The sequence below is a fragment of the Streptomyces sp. NPDC043896 genome (assembly GCF_056435605.1).
The window spans coordinates 208,231-225,844 of the sequence record NZ_JBWKEE010000001.1 but is presented as its reverse complement, the minus strand read 5'-3'; the positions used below and the strand labels follow the sequence as shown (position 1 = coordinate 225,844).

Below are 17,614 nucleotides of genomic sequence, written 5' to 3'. Positions count from 1 at the left end.
GCCCGCCCGCGCCGCAAGCCCCCTACGACCCCGACCGCGAAGGCGAAGGCGAAGGCGATGGCGACGCCAGGTCGCCCAGGGTCGGGACCGACTCGGGCCTCGACCTGACCGCGTCCGTGCACTCCCACGCGCGCGGCGGGTCGGCGTCCGGGCCGCCGAGGACCACCGGGCCCGGGCCGGCCGAGACGGCGTCGCTCGCCGACAGGGTGCACACGATCTGCGCCAGCGCCACCGGCGGGAGGTCCTCCGGCTTGCGGCTGAGCCGCAGCGTTCCCGCCGGGTCGCCGGGCCGCGCCGGGGACGCCGACAGCTGGTCGGGGACGCTGGTGGTGAAACCCCCGTCCCGTTCCTCCCCGGACGGGGTGCGTTCGAGTTCCTCCAGCAGCGCCTGCGCGACGAGCACCAGGGGGTCCCGCGAGGCCCTCTTCTCGGGTACGGGAACCACCCGTTCCACGCCCACCAGCTGCGATCCGCAGACCAGCTCCACCGTGGCGCGGAAGCCCTGGACCCCGCTCGCCCCCGCCGGCTGTCCGGTGGTCTCGCACGACACCCGGGACGGGGCCGGGCCCACGTCGACCGGTACGGTCGTGGCCCGGATGCCGCACCCGGACAGGGCGAGCACCCCCGCGGCCCCCACGGCCAGCGTCGCAGCCCTACGCGTCCACGCCGCCACCGGCGATCACCGCCCCCACGTCCATCGGGAGCCGCAGCGTGAACACGGCCCCGCCTTCCGGCCCGTTGGCGGCCGTGATGTCGCCGCCGTGAATGTGGGCGTTCTCCATCGCGATCGAAAGGCCCAGCCCGCTGCCGTCCGATTTCGGCCGGGACGCGCTCGCCTTGTAGAAGCGGTCGAAGACGTGCGGCAGCACGTCCTCCGGGATGCCCGGCCCGTTGTCCCTGACCGCGATGACCAGCCATTCCCCCTCGACGCACACCGACACCCGCACCGGCGAGCCGCCGTGCTTGAGGGCGTTGCCGATGAGGTTGGCGAGGATGACGTCGAGGCGGCGCGGGTCGAGCCGGGCCACGATCCCGCGTCCGGCGTCGAGTTCGACGGCGTCCAGCCAGGCGCGGGCGTCGATGCACGCCGTGACCTGGTCGGCGACGTTCACGTCGTCGAGCACCAGCCGGGCTGTTCCCGCGTCGAAGCGGGTGACCTCCATCAGGTTCTCCACGAGGTCGTTCAGCCGGCGCGTCTCGCTGACGACGAGGCCGACCGCCGGGGCGATCATCGGGTCGAGGTCCTCGACCTCCTCCTCCAGCACCTCGGCGACCGCCGTCAGTGCCGTCAGCGGTGTGCGCAGTTCGTGCGACATGTCCGCCACGAAGCGCCGACTGGCCTCCTCGCGGGCGCTCATGTCGGCGACCTTCTTCTCCAGGGCCTCCGCCGTCCGGTTGAAGGTCCGTGACAGGTCGGCCAGTTCATCCGTCCCGGACACATCGAGCCGGTGGTCCAGTTCGCCTTCGCCGAGGCGTCGCGCCGCGTCCCCGAGCCGCTGTACGGGCTTGAGGACGGTCCGTGCCGCGCCCTGCGCGAGCAGTGCCGATCCGAGCAGTGCCAGGCCAGTGGCGATGGTCAGCGACCAGCCCAGCGCGTTGAGGTCGTCGCGTTCGGTGGCGAGGGACTTGTACATGTAGCCGGTGGGTCCGCCGCCGACGATGCGGGTGCCGCCGACCAGGTACGGGTTGCCCTGCGGCTTCGTCCGCTGCCAGTACATGTGGTACTCGGCGTCGTTGGCCGCGGTGGTCTTCTGGCGGTCGTTGACGGCGTGCTGGAGGGACTTCGGTACGTCGTTCAGCCCGAAGGGGACGGCGCCCGCGGCGCCGATCACCTTGCGCCCGTCCTTGCGTTCGTGGACGAGCAGCACGCTGTAGCCGGGGCTGCTGCCCGCCATCAGTTCGGCGGTGCGCTGTATCTCGTCGGGTGTCGGGTCCACGGGCAGGGCCGCTGCCCGGTTCTGCATCTCCTGGCGGAAGTCGCCGAGGGCCGCGTCCTGGGTGCGGGTGAGCACGGCTTCGCGGTTGAGCCAGTACGCGATGCCGGACGCGGAGACCGCGGCGGTCAGCGCGACCAGCGCGAACACCACGAGCAGGCGCAGCCGCAGGCTGGTCCAGCGCCGGCCCGTGAAGAGGGCCTCGGTCACTGCGGGGAGTCCAGCCGGTAGCCGACACCCCGGACGGTACGGATGAGCGTGGGCGAGGAGGGCACTTCCTCGACCTTGGCGCGCAGCCGCTGTACGCAGGCGTCGACGAGGCGCGAGTCGCCGAGGTAATCGTGCTCCCAGACGAGCCGCAGCAGCTGCTGGCGGGAGAGCGCCTGGCCGGGCCGGCGGCTGAGTTCCAGCAGCAGGCGCAGTTCGGTCGGGGTGAGCTGGAGGTCTTCGCCGTTCTTCGTGACCGTCATGGCGGCCCGGTCGATGACCAGGGAGCCGAAGGTGGCGGAGTCGCTCGCCTCGCGTTCGCCGCGGCGCAGCACGGCCCGGATGCGGGCGTCGAGCACCCGTCCCTGGACGGGCTTGACCACGTAGTCGTCCGCGCCGGACTCCAGGCCCACGACGACATCGATGTCGTCGCTGCGCGCGGTGAGCAGGATGATCGGCAGCTGGTCGGTGCGGCGGATCCGCCGGCACACCTCGAAGCCGTCGATCCCGGGCAGCATGACGTCCAGAACGATCAGGTCCGGCCGCTGCTCGCGCAGCAGTTTCAGGCCGTCCTCGCCCGTCGCCGCGGTGGCCACTCGGTGGCCCTGGCGGGTCAGGGAGAGTTCGAGGGCCGTGCGGATGGCGTCGTCGTCCTCGATCAGCAACAGGAAAGGCACGGGCTCATTCTGTCCCATGGTCCGTGCGCACTTCGACCGTCCGGACGGAGATGGCCGTGAGGGGCGGGATCGCGCCATTGGCCGGGGCACGGGTGGCTGTGACAGGCCTGTGACAGTCGGCGGACACCCTGGTTATACCCGGCGGGCAGTCTTTTCTCATCGACACGACGGACCGAAGCAGACTCCACGACGGGGGGCGCGAGATGAACACGCTGCACAGCACCACGACCAGCGCGGTTGTCACGCGGCTGCACGATGTGAACCGCCGGGCGGGTGTCCGTACGGTGACGGTCGCCCGTCAGCGGCCGGCACACGTCACAGCCATTGACGCGAAGCAGTACCAGGCGGTTCCCGCGCAGCGCGGCACGCAGGCCCCGTCCTCCTCTTCGGAGGCGGAGTTCACGGCGTACGTGCAGGAGCGGCGGGCGGCGCTGTACGCGACGGCCTTCCACCTCACCGGTGACCGTCACGAGGCCGAGGACCTGTTGCAGAGCGCGCTGTTCTCCACGTACCGCGCCTGGGACCGGATCAGTGACAAGGCGGCGGTGGGCGGGTACCTGCGCCGCACGATGACCAACCTGCACATTTCGGCGTGGCGTCGGCGGAAGCTGAACGAGTACCCGACGGAGGAGCTGCCGGAGACGGCCTCCGACACGGACGCGATGCGGGGTACGGAGCTGCGTGCGGTGCTGTGGCAGGCGCTGGCCCGGATTCCGGAGCCGCAGCGCACGATGCTGGTGCTGCGCTACTACGAGGGCCGTACGGACCCGGAGATCGCGGAGATCCTGGGGATCAGCGTCGGCACCGTGAAGTCGAGCATCTGGCGGTCGCTGCGCCGGCTGCGGGAGGACGAGGTGCTGAGCTTCGGGCGTGACGAGTCGGAGTCCTTCGGGGAGCTCGTCGCGTAACCAGAGACCATGGGGCCAGGGGGTCCGTCCTACGGGGGTGGGGCGGGGGCCGCAGGGGGAGAAGAGGCGGGATCAAGCGGCCGGGGGTCCGCGTGATCCCGCCTTTTCACTTGGTACGGGTCGCCGCTGCGGGTCAGAGCGCGGTGGGGGTGCGGTGGCGGCCTGCGGCCGCGGCGGCCAGTCGGCCGAGGGCTTCGTCGCGGCCGCAGGCGTGGGCGCCGAGGCCGACGTGGCGGGCGACGATGCCGCGTTCGGCGCGCATCAGGCGGTAGCCGCGGCGCAGCAGGAAGGGCAGGGACTTGCGGCCTTCGCGCAGGTCGCGCAGGAGGCGGCGGCGGAAGGTGGTCGAGGGCCGGCCGCGCAGGCAGATGGCGTCGGCGAGCAGGCCGAGTTCCTGGCAGCGGGCGGCGATGTCGGCGGCGAAGATGCCTTCCGCGATGAACAGCGGGGTGCGGTCGATGTCCAGGGTTTCCGTGCCGGTCCGGGAGGACGTGGCGATGGAGTAGACGGGGACGTCGGTGCGGCCGGAGGCGCAGAGTTCCGCGATGGCGGCGACGGCGGTGTCGGCGTCCCAGGAGAGCGGTGAGTCCCAGTCGATGTCGGAGCTGCCTTCGACCAGGGGGAGCGTGGGGTCCGCGGCTTCCTTGTAGAAGTCGTCCAGGCGCAGTACGGGGAGGCCCGACCGGGCCGCGAGCGAGGACTTGCCGGAACCCGAGGGACCGGTCAGCAGCACGACGCGCGTGGGAAGGGGAGATGAACAGCTCACGGGAGACCAGTGTGAGGCATTACCCGGCGTATCAACACACTGCCGACAGCCCCTGCGACCGGTCTCACACGGCGGGTTGGAATCCGGGATCCCGCCTCCACTACTCTGTGTGCGCACGCGACTACGACCACAGGCGGGAACCATGGCACGTCACGCAGCATCCGAACCGTCTCCGCAGCGGCTCCGCGCCGCCGGCCTGAGCCTGTCGATGGCCGGGGCGGCCCTGGCGATGGCGGCCGGCGGGGCGCAGGCCTCGCAGACGCACCTCCAGGCGGCGGAGACCGATCTCCAGGCGGCGGTGGCCGGGGTCGCCGATCCGGTCGGGAACCTGAAGGTGAACCCGCTGGCGAACACCGGGGTGGATCCGCTGGACAACGGGGTGGCGACGAAGGTCGCGGACTTCCCGGCGGTGGGCACGACGATGGTGACGGGGATCCTGACGCAGGGTCCGTCGGTCAAGGAGCTGCCGACGGCGGCGGTGTCCTCGCTGCTCGGGCCGGTCCTGCCGAAGGCGTAGCGGACGCGTGAAGGCCCTGGCGGCACGGGGGTCGCCGCCAGGGCCGGTCTCACGCGGGGTGGTTGCCGCACGCGGGTGGTGCTAGTACGAGGAACCGCCCGAGCCCAGCGAGCCCGTCGGGTGCCAGACCGTCTTGGTTTCCAGGAAGGCGGTCATCCGGTGGGTGCCCGGGTCGGCGGTCCAGTCGTCCACAGGCTGTGGACGCAGGACGCGCTTGAGGTTGTCCGCCGCCGCGATCTCCAGTTCCTTGGCGAGGTCGGCGTCGGCGCCCGCCAGGTCGATCGCGTTGACGTCCTGGTGGGCCGCCAGGTGGGGGCCCATCTCGGCGGCCTTGCCGGACAGGATGTTGACGACGCCGCCGGGCAGGTCGGAGGTGGCGAGCACCTCGCCCAGGGAGAGGGCGGGGAGCGGTGCCTTCTCGCTGGCGATGACGACGGCGGTGTTGCCGGTCGCGATGACCGGGGCGATCACGGAGACGAGGCCGAGGAAGGACGACTGCTGCGGGGCGACGACGGTGACGACGCCGGTCGGCTCCGGGGTGGAGAGGTTGAAGAAGGGGCCCGCGACGGGGTTGGCCCCGCCCACGACCTGGCCGATCTTGTCGGTCCAGCCCGCGTACCAGACCCAGCGGTCGATGGCCGCGTCGACGACGGCGGCGGCCTTCGACTTGGACAGTCCTTCGGCGTCGCCGACCTCGCGGACGAACTGGTCGCGGCGGCCCTCCAGCATCTCGGCGATGCGGTAGAGGATCTGGCCGCGGTTGTAGGCGGTGGCGCCGGCCCAGCCGCCGAAGGCCTTGCGGGCCGCGACGACCGCGTCACGGGCGTCCTTGCGGGAGGACAGCGGGGCGTTGGCCAGCCACTTGCCCTTGCCGCCCGACGACGTTTGCGCGCTCACCTCGTACACCCGGCCGCTCTCGGAGCGGGGGAACTTGCCCCCGACGTACAGCTTGTAGGTCTTGAAGACGTTCAGACGCGTGGTCGACTCAGACATCGAGGTAAGCCTCCAGGCCGTGGCGGCCGCCTTCGCGGCCGAAGCCCGACTCCTTGTAGCCGCCGAAGGGCGAGGTCGGGTCGAACTTGTTGAACGTGTTGGCCCAGACGACGCCCGCGCGGAGCTTGCCCGCGACCGCGAGGATGCGGGAGCCCTTCTCCGTCCAGATGCCGGCGGAGAGGCCGTACTGGCTGTTGTTGGCCTTGGCGACGGCCTCGTCGGGGGTGCGGAAGGTCAGGACGGACAGGACCGGTCCGAAGATCTCGTCGCGGGCGACGGTGTGCGCCTGGGTGACGTTCGTGAAGAGCGTCGGGGCGAACCAGTAGCCGGCGGACGGCAGCTCGCACGCCGGGGACCAGCGCTCGGCGCCCTCGGCCTCGCCGGTCTCCGCGAGGGCGGTGATCCGGGCGAGCTGCTCGGCGGAGTTGATCGCGCCGATGTCGGTGTTCTTGTCGAGCGGGTCGCCCAGGCGCAGCGTGGAGAGGCGGCGCTTGAGGGAGTCGAGCAGTTCGTCGTGGATCGACTCCTGGACCAGCAGGCGGGAGCCCGCGCAGCAGACCTGGCCCTGGTTGAAGAAGATGCCGTTGACGATGCCCTCGACGGCCTGGTCGACCGGGGCGTCGTCGAAGACGATGTTGGCGCCCTTGCCGCCCAGCTCCAGGGTGACCTTCTTGTCTGTGCCGGCGATCTGGCGGGCGATGGCCTTGCCGACCGCGGTGGAGCCGGTGAAGGCGACCTTGTTGACGTCCGGGTGCGCGACGAGTTCGGCGCCCGCGTCCCCGTAGCCGGGGATGATGTTGACGACGCCCTTGGGGAGGCCGGCCTGGCGGCAGATGTCCGCGAAGAACAGCGCCGAGAGGGGGGTGGTCTCCGCCGGCTTCAGCACGACCGTGTTGCCGGTGGCGAGGGCCGGGGCGATCTTCCACGCGAGCATCAGCAGCGGGAAGTTCCACGGGATGACCTGGCCGGCCACGCCGAGGGGGCGCGGGTTCGCGCCGTAGCCGGCGTGGTCGAGCTTGTCGGCCCAGCCCGCGTAGTAGAAGAAGTGCGCGGCGACGAGCGGGAGGTCCGCGTCGCGGGTCTCCTTGATCGGCTTGCCGTTGTCCAGGGTCTCCAGGACGGCGAGCTCGCGGCTGCGCTCCTGGATGATCCGGGCGATGCGGAAGAGGTACTTGGCGCGCTCGGAGCCGGGCAGCGCGGACCACTTCTCGAAGGCCTTGCGGGCGGCCTTGACGGCGCGGTCGACGTCGGCGGCGCCGGCCTGGGCGACCTCGGCCAGCACCTCCTCGCTGGAGGGGCTGACGGTCTTGAAGACCTTGCCGTCGGCGGCGTCGGTGAACTCGCCGTCGATGAAGAGCCCGTAGGAGGGTGCGATGTCGACGACCGAGCGGGACTCGGGGGCCGGTGCGTACTCGAAGAGGGATGCCATGGTGATCAGTCCACCGTCACGTAGTCGGGACCGGAGTAACGCCCGGTGCTCAGCTTCTGGCGCTGCATGAGCAGGTCGTTCAGCAGGCTGGAGGCGCCGAACCGGAACCACTCGTTGGTCAGCCAGTCCTCGCCCGCGGTCTCGTTGACCAGGACCAGGAACTTGATGGCGTCCTTGGTGGTGCGGATGCCGCCGGCCGGCTTCACGCCGATCTGGATTCCAGTCTGCGCCTTGAAGTCGCGTACGGCTTCGAGCATGAGCAGGGTGTTCGCGGGGGTGGCGTTGACGCCGACCTTGCCGGTGGAGGTCTTGATGAAGTCGGCGCCCGCGAGCATGCCGATCCAGGAGGCGCGGCGGATGTTGTCGTACGTCGACAGCTCGCCGGTCTCGAAGATGACCTTGAGGCGGGCGGCGGTGCCGTCGGGGCGGGTGCAGGCCTCCTTGACGGACTTGATCAGCTCGTACGTCTCCAGGTAGCGGCCGGCGAGGAAGGCGCCACGGTCGATGACCATGTCGATCTCGTCGGCGCCGGCCGCGACGGCGTCACGGGTGTCGGCCAGCTTGACCGGAAGCGCGGCGCGGCCCGCCGGGAAGGCGGTGGCGACGGAGGCGACCTTGACGTCGGCACCGTTCAGCGCGGCCTTGGCGGTGGCCACCATGTCGGGGTAGACGCAGACCGCGGCCGTCATGGGCGTGCTGCGGTCGGTCGGGTCGGGGTTGACGGCCTTGGCGGAGAGCGCCCGGACCTTGCCCGGGGTGTCCGCACCCTCGAGCGTCGTCAGGTCGATCATCGAGATGGCCAGGTCGATGGCGTACGCCTTGGCCGTCGTCTTGATCGAGCGGGTGCCGAGCGAGGCCGCACGGGCCTCCAGGCCGACTGCGTCTACGCCGGGCAGCCCGTGCAGGAAGCGGCGCAGCGCGCTGTCGGACGTCGTCACGTCAGCGAATGCGGTGAGGGTGGTGGGCATGGTCACCAGGTGAGCATATCTACGCGCGTAGCGCCTGTCACCCCCCTCGATGCACATATGGGCGTGAGATCCGTCATCGGAGCTTCCGGCCCGGCGCGCCCGTACCTCCCGGCGGACCATGCGGCACAATCGGCGGCATGACTACGCCCTCCCCCCACGAGCCGGTCTACGCCGACCGCGTCTACCGCTCCCCCATGGCCGTCGTCACCGGGGTGCTGCTGCTCGCGCTCGTCGCGTGGCTGTGCGGGGACGCCGTCGTACGGGGAGAGGGGAACGCGCGCTGGACCGGCGTCGCGGTCGCGCTGGTCGCCGTCCCGCTCATCGTGGCGTTCACCATCCGCCCGGCCGTCTTCGCCAACGACGACCGGATGCGGATCCGCAACCCCTTCCGGATCATCGAGCTGCCCTGGGCCGCGGTCGACGCGGTGCGCGCCGGGTACTCGGCGGAGGTACTGGCGCAGGGGTCGAAGTACCAGCTGTGGTCGGTGCCGGTGTCGCTGCGCGAGCGCAAGAAGGCCGGCCGGCAGTACAGCCGCCGGGAGGCGCTGCGCGGCAAGGGCATGGCGGCCGAGGACAGCGGGGCCGAGCCGGCCGCTCCGCCGCGGGCCGCCGCCGACCGGGCCGTGGACGAGCTGCGCGAGCTCGCCGAGCGCGGGGCCGCGCGGCCCGGCGCGCAGGGCGGGGTCCGCGTGCGCTGGGCGTACGAGATCATCGCGCCGGCGGTCGTGGGCGCGGTCCTGCTGGCCGTGCTGCTGGCGACCGGCTGAGGCCGGGACCCCGCGGGGCGGGGCCCGCGTCGGATCCGCCGATCAGGACATCAGGACATCCGCTGAGCTGCCGTAACCGCCGTGTAACGGCCGCGCGCCCCGGAACCGTCGCCGCCGGGGGGTGCGTCCTCGCTGGTGTGCACCGTCATGAGGGCAGCGGCAGCGCCGCCACCGCCACACAGCTCCCGGTCCGCTCCCGGCTCCTGAGCGGGGCCCTGCTGGCCGCGCATCTGCTGCTCGTCGGATGGCTGACGCTGAGCCCGCTGGACGTCCCCTGGGCGGCGGCCGCGAACCTGACGCCGCTGGAGGGGATCCGGGCGGACCTCGCCCACGGCCCCCTGGAGGCCGCCCGGCGGATCGGCGAGGGGCTGGCGCTGCTGGCCCCGCTGGGGGTGCTGCTGCCGCTGGCCGGGGGCCGGCTGGCGCCGGGGCCGCTGGCGGCCTGGTCCTCGCTGGCCCGGACGGCGGCCGCCGCCGTACTGATCTCGCTGAGCATCGAGATGCTCCAGACCGCCGTCCCGGGCCGGGTGCCGGACGTGGACGCCCTGCTGCTGAACACCGCGGGAGTGGTGATCGTCCACCTGGCCGTCGTACCCGTGCTGCGCCGGCGGCTGCGCCGCGCCCACGCCTCTCAGGGGCCCACCCCGAGAATTACCAGGGTCGGCATCGGACCCTGGACCGAGGTCCTTTCGGCGGTACCGCGCGAGTATTGAGGCATCGCGGAAGGGAAAATCCCGGAGCGCGATCCCATGCGAAGGAGAAGAGAATGAGCGCGATTACCCGCCCCCGTGACGGACGGATGATCGGCGGCGTCTGCGCCGGGCTCGCACGGCGTTTCGGAATCAAGACGCGGACCATGCGGATCATCTTCGTGGCCTCGTGCCTGCTGCCCGGGCCGCAGGTCCTGATCTACCTGGCCCTGTGGCTGCTGCTGCCGAACGAGAAGGCCGGCGCGGGTTCGCCGCGGACCGCCTGGTAGTCCCCGGCCGTCGGTCCGGCGGGGCTCAGCCCGCCTTCCGGACCTTTTCGAGCTGCTTGTCGGCCACTTCCTGCGGGACCAGCGCCTTCTGGTCCGCGGCGGCCACGTTCAGGGCCATGAGCCGCACGACCCGGTCCCCCTCGCGCACGACGACCAGGTGGACCGGCGCCGAGACGCCCTCGGCGGTGGCCGTGGTGGTCCAGCTGACCGTCTCGTCGCCCGCCGTCTGGTACGGGACGGCCTTCACGTCGCGGTAGCGGCCGGTCTGCTTCTCGACGGTGGCCGCGAAGCCCGTACCGCAGGCCGCGACGGCCTCGCGCAGCCGGGCGACGACCCGCTTGGCCTCGTCCTCCTGGTAGGAGCTGACGGAGGCGGAGACCGCGAGCCCGACCTGCTTCTGGGAGCCGATGCCGCGGTTGACGGTCTCGCGGGCGGCCGGGTCGGGCTTGTCGCCCATGATGTCGGCGAGCGGCTGGCAGGCCTTCTTGTCGGCCTGCGGCTGGCCGTCGGGGGCGTTCGGGTTCTTGCCCTGCGCGGAGATCTGGTAGCCCGCCAGGTCCCCCTGGACGAGGGCGGCCCGCTCCAGGCTCGCGTCCTTGGCCTTGGGCGCGGCGGGGGCCGCCGGGGCGCCGGGCGCGCCGGAGGGGCGGACGGCCTCGGAGCCCTTGGGGTCGGGAGTCTTCCCGGGCGCGGGGGTGTCCGTACCGCTGCCGCAGGCGACCGCTCCGAGGAGCAGGGCGGGGAGCAGCGCGAACCTCGTCGCGGGTGCCGTGAATCGTTCCGTGATGCGCATGACCGAACCTCATACCCCGTGCGTCGGCGGGCAGTTGGTGGTGATCGTGGCACACCGCGCAACGCGGCGCACACCTCTTCGAAGGGGCGTGCGCCGCGGGTGCGTGCGTGCGATTTCCGGGGCCGGGATCAGCCGCCGAGGCCGCCCGGGAGCGGGGGCAGTCCGCCGAGCAGGCCGGTGACGGGGGCGGCGGCGTCGGTGGCCTCGCCCTCCTGCGCCGCCTGCTGCGTCTGGTCGGTGAGGGAGCTGGTCGCGCTGGTCAGGGAGCCGAGGGTGTCCGTCAGGCTGGCGGCGGGGAGCGCCGAGGCGGAGGCGGTGCCGGCGGCGCCCGCGGCGAGGGCGGCACCCATCACAGCGACACCGAGGGACTTGACAGCAGACTGCTTCATGAAAAATCGTCCTTGCGACGGGGAACTGAGCGGCTCCGCAAACTAGCCACTTCAAACGCCGTCCCGCAAACATCCTCAAATATGAGAAAGCGTCCGGGAGATGATTCTCCCGGACGCTTTCCGTGGGTCAGTCCTTGGCCTAGGCCGAGACAGTTCCGCTGGTGGAAGCGGTCTGCCGGAACAGCCATTCGGACTTCAGCTCCGCATATCCGGGCTTGATCACGTCGTTGATCATGGCCAGCCGTTCATCGAAAGGAATGAACGCGGACTTCATCGCATTGACGGTGAACCACTGCATGTCGTCGAGCGAGTAGCCGAAGGTGTCGACCAGGTGCTCGAACTCACGGCTCATGCTGGTGCCGCTCATCAGGCGGTTGTCGGTGTTGACCGTCAGCCGGAAGTGCAGCTTGCGCAGCAGGCCGATCGGGTGCTCGGCGTACGAGGCGGCCGCGGCGGTCTGCAGGTTCGAGGTCGGGCACATCTCCAGGGGGATGCGCTTGTCCCGGACGTACGAGGCCAGGCGGCCCAGCGTGACCGAGCCGTCCTCGGCGACCTCGATGTCGTCGATGATCTTCACGCCGTGGCCGAGGCGGTCGGCGCCGCACCACTGGAGGGCCTGCCAGATCGACGGCAGGCCGAAGGCCTCGCCCGCGTGGATGGTGAAGTGGTTGTTCTCGCGCTTGAGGTACTCAAAGGCGTCGAGGTGACGGGTGGGGGGGAACCCGGCCTCGGCGCCGGCGATGTCGAAGCCGACCACGCCGTTGTCGCGGTAGCGGTTGGCCAGCTCGGCGATCTCCAGCGCGCGGGCGGCGTGGCGCATGGCGGTCAGCAGGGCGCCGACGCGGATGCGGTGGCCGTTCTCCCTGGCGCGGCGCTCGCCCTCGCGGAAGCCGTCGTTCACGGCTTCGACGACCTCTTCGAGGGTCAGGCCGGCTTCGAGGTGCTGCTCGGGGGCGTAGCGGATCTCGGCGTACACGACGCCGTCCTCGGCCAGGTCCTCGGCGCACTCGGCGGCGACCCGGAAGAGGGCCGCCTTCGTCTGCATGACGGCGCAGGTGTGCGCGAACGTCTCCAGGTAGCGCGGGAGGGAGCCGGAGTCGGCGGCGTCGCGGAACCAGACGCCCAGCTTGTCGGCGTCGGTCTCGGGGAGCTTGTCGTAGCCGACTTCGGCCGCCAGCTCGATGATGGTCCCGGGGCGCAGTCCACCGTCGAGGTGGTCGTGCAGCAGCACCTTCGGGGAGCGGCGGATCTGGTCCGGGGTGGGCAGGTTGGGGGTCTCGCTCGTCATCCCGGCACTCTACTCCTACGCGCGTAGAGCAGCGCGTCGGCGGCGGGCGTCGATATGTAACAGAGACCGTACGGACGGGTGGCGTACACCTGTCAGTCTGAGACTGTTCCGCCATGGCACAGCATGCGCCGCCGGCGCGCGGGGCCCGCCTGGGGCGGGCGGCCGGCGCGAACGGCCCGGTTTCGACGGTCAGTGGTGTGGTCCTCCTGCTTCCGGGGGCGTCCAGAATCTCCCCCGGTCCGGTACGTCCGCTCGCGCGGGCGCTGGCCCGGGCGGGCGGCGCGCAGGGGCTGGTGGCGCACGCGGTGGCGCACGGAGCGGGCCCCCGGGAGGAGGCCGCCGGGTGGGCGGCGGACGAGGTGGTGCGGCTGTACGGGGACGTGCCGGTGTGCCTGGCCGGCTACGGGGCGGGGGGCGCGGCGGCGCTGCGGGCGGCCGGGCACGATGCCGTCAACTCGGTGGTGGCGCTGGCCCCTTGCTTACCGGAGGCGGGGCGCGACGGGTCCCCTGAACCGGTGAAGCAGCTCGCCGGGCGGCAGGTGCTGATCGTGCACGGGACGAACGACGCGCGCAGCGACCCGGAGTCCTCCTTCCAGCTGGCGGCGCGGGCGAAGAAGGCGAATCGTTCTACTTGCCGGTTCGAGGTGCATTCCGACGGCCACGGGCTGCGGGAGCACCGGTCGGAAGTGGTGGCCCTGGCGGTGGACTTCGTCCTCGGCGCGATGTTCTCGGGCCGGTACTCGCGGCCGGTCACCGACGCGCTGGCGGCGCCCCCGCCGCTGGGCCTGCGGATGCCGCTGGCCTCGGGCTTCGGGCGGTCGCTGCGGGGCTGAGCGGGCGTGGGGGCGGGCGTAGAGTGAGGAATGGACTCGGGGACGGCTCGGGGTGCTCTCCGGGAGGCGATTCGCCATGGCCGGAATGGTGCGCAGGAACTTCGACAGCGCGGACGAGACGCGGCCGTTCACCGACGGCAAGGGCAGGCTGGACCTGATCCAGGCGGACGGCGGGCCGGTGGGGCGCGCGGTCTTCGAGCCGGGCTGGAAGTGGTCGGAGAACATCAAGCCGCTCGCGGGCACGGACAGCTGCCAGTCGGCGCACACGGGGTACGTGGTCAGCGGCCGGATGCAGGTCGTCATGGACGACGGCGAGGGCACCGAGTACGGCCCGGGCGACTTCATGCAGCTCGCTCCTGGGCACGACGCGTGGGTGCTCGGGGACGAGCAGTGCGTGGTGGTGGACTGGACGGGCTTCGGCAACTACGCGAAGCCGGCCTGAGCCGCGGCGGGGCTGAGCCGGTCGGGGCGGGGGTGGTCCGGTCGGGGGTGGTGGGAGCAGGCCGCGCCGGGGGGCCTGCCGTACCGCCCCCTCACGGTCGGACGGCCCCGTCCGGCGCGGCCGCGCGCCGTGGGTCCACTGTGCCTGTTCGGAATATGCCGGAGGCCCCCGTACGGGCGTCGAGTTGTCGCCTGACGGGAACCTGAGGGGTTTACGAACGGGTACAGGCAGGGACGAATGTGCATATGCCAGCCGATGCCGAAGCCGCCGGAGACCTGAGCCCCACGGCGCAGCGCCTGTACGCGTACGCCGTCGAGCGGCACGCCTTCACCGCGGCCGAGGCCACCACCGCCCTCGGGGCCCGCGCGGGCGCGGCCGTCGCCGAGCTGGCCGCCGCGCACCTGCTCCAGCGGGTCCCCGACGGCGACGGCCCCGAGCGGTGGTGCGCGGTCGCGCCCCGCGCGGCGGCGGCCCGCGCGCTGGCCCCGCTGGCGCTGCTCGTACGGGAGACCCACGACGAGATGGACCGGCTGCGCGGGCGGCTGGAGGCGCTGGTGCCCGCGTACGAGGCGGGCGCCGCGCACCGGGACCTGAGCGGGTCGGGGCGGCTGGAGCTGGTGACCGACCTCGGCGCGGTGCGCGGGCTGATCACCGAGCTGGTGGCGGGGTGCGAGCGGGAACTGCTGACCTCGCAGCCGGGCGGGGGCCGGCCCCAGGAGACGCTGGAGGAAGCGGTCGGGCGGGACGAGTCGCTGCTGGCGCGCGGCGTCCGGATGCGGACCATCTACCAGCACACGGCGCGCTACTCCCGCCCGACGGCGGCGTACGTCGAACGGGTCACGGCACTGGGCGCGCAGGTGCGCACCCTCGGCGACGGACTGATGCGCATGCTGATCTTCGACGGCCACACCGGCCTCATGGCGGTACCGGACCGGCAGGGAGCGGCCCTGGTGGTCCGCGAACCGAGCGTCGTGCACTTCATGACGGCGGCCTTCGAACGGTCCTGGCTCGGCGCACAGCCCTTCCCCACCACGGTGAGCCCCGAGGCGGCCCGCGCGGTCTCGGACGAGCTGCGCCGGACGATCGTGCGGCTGCTGTCGGACGGCCTGGAGGACAAGGTGATCGCCCGCCGCCTCGGCATGTCGGAACGGACCTGCCAGCGCCACATCGCCGAGATCATGCGTGCGGTCGGCGCCAAGTCCCGCTTCCAGGCCGGGTACTTGCTCTCGGCGGCGGCGAAGCTCCCGTGCCCGGACGAGGAGAGCGGGGCCGACGGGGCGGTCCGGGCCGGGGGGTGACGCCTCCCCGGGCCGCCGAAACCGCGGCGCGCCGTGATCCGCCGGACACCCCCTAGACCGGCGGCTCCAGCTCCGGGATGAGGCGGCCGCGGCGGGAGAGCAGAAAGCGTTTGAACGCGGCCACCGGTGGGGTGTCCGGGTGGCCGTCCAGCCAGGCCACGCCGATCTCGCGGACCGCGCGCGGCGCCGTCACGGTCAGCTCGACCACCCCCGGGCGGGGGACGGGAGGCGGGGGGAGGAGGGCCACGCCGAGGCCCGCCGCCACCAGGCCGCGCAGGGTTTCGGCCTCCTCGCCCTCGAAGGCGACCTTCGGCGTGAACCCGGCCTCCGCGCACAGGTCGTCGGTGATCCGGCGCAGGCCGTAGCCGGCCTCCAGGGTGACGAAGGTTTCCTCGGCGGCCTCCGCGAGGCGGATGCGCTTGCGGGTGGCGAGGCGGTGGTCGTCCGGGACGACCAGGCGCAGCCGCTGCTCGTCGAGGCGGCGGGCCACCAGGTCGGGGGCGTCGGGCACGGGCGAGGTCAGGCACAGGTCGAGTTCCCCGGCCCGGAGCTTCTCCAGCATGGCCTCCCCGTAGTTCTGGACGAGGGCGAACCGGACCCGGGGGTGGTCGGCCCGGAAGGCGCGGATCAGGCCGGGTACGGTCTCGGGGCCGAGGGTGTGCAGGAAGCCGAACGCGACCTTGCCGGAGGCCGGGTCGGCGTCCTGCTGGACGGATCCGGCGGCGCGGGCGATCCCGGCGAGGGCCTCCTCCGCGGAGGCGAGGAAGGTGCGGCCGGCCGTGGTGAGGGCCACGGTGCGGCCCTTGCGGGCGAACAGCGTGACGCCCAGGTCCTGTTCGAGGCGGACCATCGCCCGCGACAGGGTGGACTGGGGAACGCCCAGCTCGTGGGCGGCACGGGTGACGTGCTCGTGCCGGGCGACCGCGACGAACTGGGCGAGGCGCGGGGCCAGCTCGTATGTCACGGCCATGTCTTCTTCGTAACGGTTCATTGATATCCGAGGCCCTGAGCTGAGGTGATGCGTGGGTGGATTGATTATCCGTGTTTTGTGCATTGGACGCATGAAAAGGAGGGGCCTACGGTCGACGTATGCCTCCCGTTCATACCGGGGCACCCGTCACCACGGGTGCCTCCACCCCGTCGTCCCCCGAGCCCCACTCCCCCGGCCGCCCCGGCTACCGCCGGATGAGCCTCGCGCTCTTCGCCGCCGGACTGGCGACCTTCGCCCTCCTCTACTCCACCCAGGCCCTGCTGCCCGCGGTCTCCGCCGGCTTCGGCGTGACGGCGGGTCAGGCCAGCTGGACGGTGTCCGCCGCCACCGGCGCGCTCGCACTGTTCGTCCTGCCGCTCAGCGCGCTGTCCGAGCGGTTCGGCCGGACCCGGATGATGACCTGCTCGATGGTGGTGGCCGTCGGCATCGGCCTGCTGGTGCCGTTCGCGCCGAACCTGGAGTGGCTGGTGGCGCTGCGCGCGGTGCAGGGCGCGGCGATCGCCGGCGTCCCCGCCTCCGCGATGGCGTACCTGGCCGAGGAGGTCAGGCCGAAGGCGCTGGTCGGCGCGATCGGGCTGTTCGTGGCGGGCAACTCCATCGGCGGCATGAGCGGCCGCATCGTGACCGGCTGGGGCGCGCAGCTGTGGGGCTGGCGCGGTGGGCTGCTGGCCGTCGGCGTGATGGCGCTGGCCTGCGCGGTGGCGTTCCTGGTGCTGCTGCCCCGGGCTCGGTTCTTCCGGCCGGCGTCGCTGAACCCGCGCGCGGTGGGACGTACGGTCGCCGGTCATCTGCGGGATCCGCTGCTGGTGCGGCTGTACGGGATCGGCGCGCTGTTCATGACCGTGTTCGGGGCCGTGTACACGGTCATCGGGTACCGGCTCGTGGAGGCGCCGTTCTCGCTGGGCCAGGGCGTGGTCGGGTCGGTCTTCCTCGTGTACCTGGTGGGTACGGTCTCCTCGGCGGCGGCCGGGCAGCTGGTGGCCCGGGCGGGGCGGCGCGGGGCCCTGTACCTGGCCGTGACCACGACCGCGCTGGGGCTGCTGCTGTCCCTCGGGGACTCGCTGTGGCTGGTCCTGCCGGGGCTGGTGCTGATCACCGCCGGCTTCTTCGCGGGGCACGCGGTGGCGTCGGCGGCGGTGAGCCGGACGGCGAAGACGGGCCGGGCGCAGGCCTCGGCGCTGTACCAGTCCGCGTACTACCTGGGCTCCAGCGCCGGCGGCACCCTGGGGGCGCTGGCCTACCACGCCTCGGGGTGGGCGGCCACGGTCGGCATCGCGCTGCTGGCGGTGCTGGGCGTCGTCTCGATCACCCTGTACGGGTCCCACGCGGCGCGCGCCGAGCGGCGCCGGCCGCTCTCGCCGGGCACCCGGGCGGCCACCGCCCGCTGAGGTCCGGCGGGGCGCGGCGGGGGCCGCCGGCAGCCCCGTACCGGTCC

20 protein-coding genes are annotated in these 17,614 nt (G+C 72.5%); 9 read left to right on the top strand and 11 right to left on the bottom strand.

Features of this window, described 5'->3' with window-relative positions:
• Positions 1-22: 22 nt before the first annotated feature.
• From AC069X_RS01115 to afsQ1, 3 genes are read right to left on the bottom strand one after another with little or no spacing between them, the layout of a single operon-like run.
• Positions 23-673 carry a hypothetical protein gene (locus tag AC069X_RS01115; RefSeq protein WP_478723769.1) on the bottom strand — a complete coding sequence of 217 codons (651 nt, stop codon included), beginning with the start codon at positions 671-673 and terminating at the stop codon, positions 23-25.
• Positions 654-2,144, bottom strand: coding sequence for a sensor histidine kinase (locus tag AC069X_RS01110; RefSeq protein WP_478723767.1), 1,491 nt, complete (start codon positions 2,142-2,144; stop codon positions 654-656). Before AC069X_RS01110 ends, AC069X_RS01115 begins: the two co-directional genes overlap by 20 nt.
• The gene (gene afsQ1, locus AC069X_RS01105) at positions 2,141-2,818 is read right to left on the bottom strand and encodes a two-component system response regulator AfsQ1 (RefSeq protein WP_405979037.1); all 678 of its coding nucleotides are present in this window, start codon (positions 2,816-2,818) and stop codon (positions 2,141-2,143) included. Before afsQ1 ends, AC069X_RS01110 begins: the two co-directional genes overlap by 4 nt.
• A 203-nt stretch (positions 2,819-3,021) precedes the next feature.
• Here afsQ1 and AC069X_RS01100 point away from each other — a divergent pair, with 203 nt between their 5' ends.
• A complete protein-coding gene (locus AC069X_RS01100; RefSeq protein ID WP_478723765.1) occupies positions 3,022-3,726 on the top strand; it encodes a SigE family RNA polymerase sigma factor in 705 nt (234 codons plus the stop codon).
• Positions 3,727-3,859: 133 nt separating this feature from the next.
• Here the strand turns inward: AC069X_RS01100 and AC069X_RS01095 are convergent, their stop codons facing one another.
• Positions 3,860-4,636 (bottom strand): uridine kinase family protein, encoded by a 777-nt coding sequence (locus AC069X_RS01095; protein ID WP_478723763.1) that lies wholly within the window; start codon positions 4,634-4,636, stop codon positions 3,860-3,862.
• Between AC069X_RS01095 and AC069X_RS01090 the strand changes: the two genes are divergently transcribed.
• The gene (locus AC069X_RS01090; RefSeq protein WP_478723761.1) at positions 4,635-5,009 is read left to right on the top strand and encodes a hypothetical protein; all 375 of its coding nucleotides are present in this window, start codon (positions 4,635-4,637) and stop codon (positions 5,007-5,009) included. The genes AC069X_RS01095 and AC069X_RS01090 overlap by 2 nt on opposite strands.
• 81 nt (positions 5,010-5,090) lie before the next feature.
• Here the strand turns inward: AC069X_RS01090 and AC069X_RS01085 are convergent, their stop codons facing one another.
• Genes AC069X_RS01085 through deoC form a run of 3 tightly spaced genes read right to left on the bottom strand, consistent with a single transcriptional unit; the run spans position 5,091 to position 8,399 of the window.
• Positions 5,091-6,002 (bottom strand): aldehyde dehydrogenase family protein, encoded by a 912-nt coding sequence (locus AC069X_RS01085; RefSeq protein WP_478723759.1) that lies wholly within the window; start codon positions 6,000-6,002, stop codon positions 5,091-5,093.
• Positions 5,995-7,431 (bottom strand): aldehyde dehydrogenase family protein, encoded by a 1,437-nt coding sequence (locus tag AC069X_RS01080; protein ID WP_478723758.1) that lies wholly within the window; start codon positions 7,429-7,431, stop codon positions 5,995-5,997. The genes AC069X_RS01085 and AC069X_RS01080 overlap by 8 nt, the downstream gene beginning before the upstream one ends.
• A 5-nt stretch (positions 7,432-7,436) precedes the next feature.
• The gene (deoC, locus tag AC069X_RS01075) at positions 7,437-8,399 is read right to left on the bottom strand and encodes a deoxyribose-phosphate aldolase (protein ID WP_478724331.1); all 963 of its coding nucleotides are present in this window, start codon (positions 8,397-8,399) and stop codon (positions 7,437-7,439) included.
• Positions 8,400-8,536: 137 nt separating this feature from the next.
• On the opposite strand from deoC, the gene AC069X_RS01070 reads away from it, so the two are divergent.
• From AC069X_RS01070 to AC069X_RS01060, 3 genes are all read left to right on the top strand, one after another.
• Entirely contained in the window at positions 8,537-9,166 is a 630-nt protein-coding gene (locus tag AC069X_RS01070) for a PH domain-containing protein (RefSeq protein ID WP_478723756.1), read from the top strand.
• 137 nt (positions 9,167-9,303) lie between these two features.
• Entirely contained in the window at positions 9,304-9,879 is a 576-nt protein-coding gene (locus AC069X_RS01065; protein ID WP_478723755.1) for a VanZ family protein, read from the top strand.
• A gap of 53 nt (positions 9,880-9,932) precedes the next feature.
• Positions 9,933-10,145: a PspC domain-containing protein gene (locus AC069X_RS01060; RefSeq protein WP_478723753.1), complete on the top strand. Its 213-nt coding sequence runs from the start codon at positions 9,933-9,935 to the stop codon at positions 10,143-10,145.
• 25 nt (positions 10,146-10,170) lie between these two features.
• On the opposite strand, the gene AC069X_RS01055 is transcribed toward AC069X_RS01060, so the two are convergent.
• From AC069X_RS01055 to AC069X_RS01045, 3 genes are all read right to left on the bottom strand, one after another.
• Positions 10,171-10,938 carry a hypothetical protein gene (locus AC069X_RS01055; protein WP_478723751.1) on the bottom strand — a complete coding sequence of 256 codons (768 nt, stop codon included), beginning with the start codon at positions 10,936-10,938 and terminating at the stop codon, positions 10,171-10,173.
• A 128-nt stretch (positions 10,939-11,066) separates the two neighbouring features.
• Complete coding sequence (locus AC069X_RS01050) at positions 11,067-11,327, bottom strand: hypothetical protein (protein ID WP_478723750.1); 261 nt, start codon at positions 11,325-11,327, stop codon at positions 11,067-11,069.
• A gap of 139 nt (positions 11,328-11,466) precedes the next feature.
• Positions 11,467-12,615: an adenosine deaminase gene (locus tag AC069X_RS01045; RefSeq protein ID WP_478723748.1), complete on the bottom strand. Its 1,149-nt coding sequence runs from the start codon at positions 12,613-12,615 to the stop codon at positions 11,467-11,469.
• A gap of 113 nt (positions 12,616-12,728) precedes the next feature.
• Here AC069X_RS01045 and AC069X_RS01040 point away from each other — a divergent pair, with 113 nt between their 5' ends.
• The 3 genes from AC069X_RS01040 to AC069X_RS01030 all read left to right on the top strand — a co-directional run bounded on the left by AC069X_RS01040 (position 12,729) and on the right by AC069X_RS01030 (position 15,188).
• Positions 12,729-13,448, top strand: coding sequence for an alpha/beta hydrolase (locus AC069X_RS01040; RefSeq protein ID WP_478723746.1), 720 nt, complete (start codon positions 12,729-12,731; stop codon positions 13,446-13,448).
• Positions 13,449-13,524: 76 nt separating this feature from the next.
• Positions 13,525-13,890 carry a cupin domain-containing protein gene (locus AC069X_RS01035; protein ID WP_478723745.1) on the top strand — a complete coding sequence of 122 codons (366 nt, stop codon included), beginning with the start codon at positions 13,525-13,527 and terminating at the stop codon, positions 13,888-13,890.
• Positions 13,891-14,135: 245 nt separating this feature from the next.
• Positions 14,136-15,188 carry a helix-turn-helix transcriptional regulator gene (locus AC069X_RS01030; protein ID WP_478723743.1) on the top strand — a complete coding sequence of 351 codons (1,053 nt, stop codon included), beginning with the start codon at positions 14,136-14,138 and terminating at the stop codon, positions 15,186-15,188.
• Positions 15,189-15,240: 52 nt separating this feature from the next.
• Here AC069X_RS01030 and AC069X_RS01025 read toward each other — a convergent pair whose 3' ends face one another.
• Positions 15,241-16,179, bottom strand: coding sequence for a LysR family transcriptional regulator (locus tag AC069X_RS01025; RefSeq protein WP_478723742.1), 939 nt, complete (start codon positions 16,177-16,179; stop codon positions 15,241-15,243).
• A 98-nt stretch (positions 16,180-16,277) separates the two neighbouring features.
• Between AC069X_RS01025 and AC069X_RS01020 the strand changes: the two genes are divergently transcribed.
• Positions 16,278-17,567 (top strand): MFS transporter, encoded by a 1,290-nt coding sequence (locus AC069X_RS01020; RefSeq protein ID WP_478723740.1) that lies wholly within the window; start codon positions 16,278-16,280, stop codon positions 17,565-17,567.
• Positions 17,568-17,614 lie beyond the last annotated feature (47 nt).

Coding starts and splice junctions, on each gene's coding strand:
- AC069X_RS01025 (WP_478723742.1), bottom strand. CDS start 16,179: ATGAACCGTTACGAAGAAGACATGGCCGTGACATACGAGCTGGCCCCG.
- AC069X_RS01055 (WP_478723751.1), bottom strand. CDS start 10,938: ATGCGCATCACGGAACGATTCACGGCACCCGCGACGAGGTTCGCGCTG.
- AC069X_RS01040 (WP_478723746.1), top strand. CDS start 12,729: ATGGCACAGCATGCGCCGCCGGCGCGCGGGGCCCGCCTGGGGCGGGCG.
- AC069X_RS01050 (WP_478723750.1), bottom strand. CDS start 11,327: ATGAAGCAGTCTGCTGTCAAGTCCCTCGGTGTCGCTGTGATGGGTGCC.
- AC069X_RS01060 (WP_478723753.1), top strand. CDS start 9,933: ATGAGCGCGATTACCCGCCCCCGTGACGGACGGATGATCGGCGGCGTC.
- AC069X_RS01045 (WP_478723748.1), bottom strand. CDS start 12,615: ATGACGAGCGAGACCCCCAACCTGCCCACCCCGGACCAGATCCGCCGC.
- AC069X_RS01035 (WP_478723745.1), top strand. CDS start 13,525: ATGGCCGGAATGGTGCGCAGGAACTTCGACAGCGCGGACGAGACGCGG.
- AC069X_RS01030 (WP_478723743.1), top strand. CDS start 14,136: ATGCCAGCCGATGCCGAAGCCGCCGGAGACCTGAGCCCCACGGCGCAG.
- AC069X_RS01095 (WP_478723763.1), bottom strand. CDS start 4,636: ATGGTTCCCGCCTGTGGTCGTAGTCGCGTGCGCACACAGAGTAGTGGA.
- AC069X_RS01090 (WP_478723761.1), top strand. CDS start 4,635: ATGGCACGTCACGCAGCATCCGAACCGTCTCCGCAGCGGCTCCGCGCC.
- deoC (WP_478724331.1), bottom strand. CDS start 8,399: ATGCCCACCACCCTCACCGCATTCGCTGACGTGACGACGTCCGACAGC.
- AC069X_RS01085 (WP_478723759.1), bottom strand. CDS start 6,002: ATGTCTGAGTCGACCACGCGTCTGAACGTCTTCAAGACCTACAAGCTG.
- AC069X_RS01100 (WP_478723765.1), top strand. CDS start 3,022: ATGAACACGCTGCACAGCACCACGACCAGCGCGGTTGTCACGCGGCTG.
- AC069X_RS01080 (WP_478723758.1), bottom strand. CDS start 7,431: ATGGCATCCCTCTTCGAGTACGCACCGGCCCCCGAGTCCCGCTCGGTC.
- AC069X_RS01070 (WP_478723756.1), top strand. CDS start 8,537: ATGACTACGCCCTCCCCCCACGAGCCGGTCTACGCCGACCGCGTCTAC.
- AC069X_RS01020 (WP_478723740.1), top strand. CDS start 16,278: ATGCCTCCCGTTCATACCGGGGCACCCGTCACCACGGGTGCCTCCACC.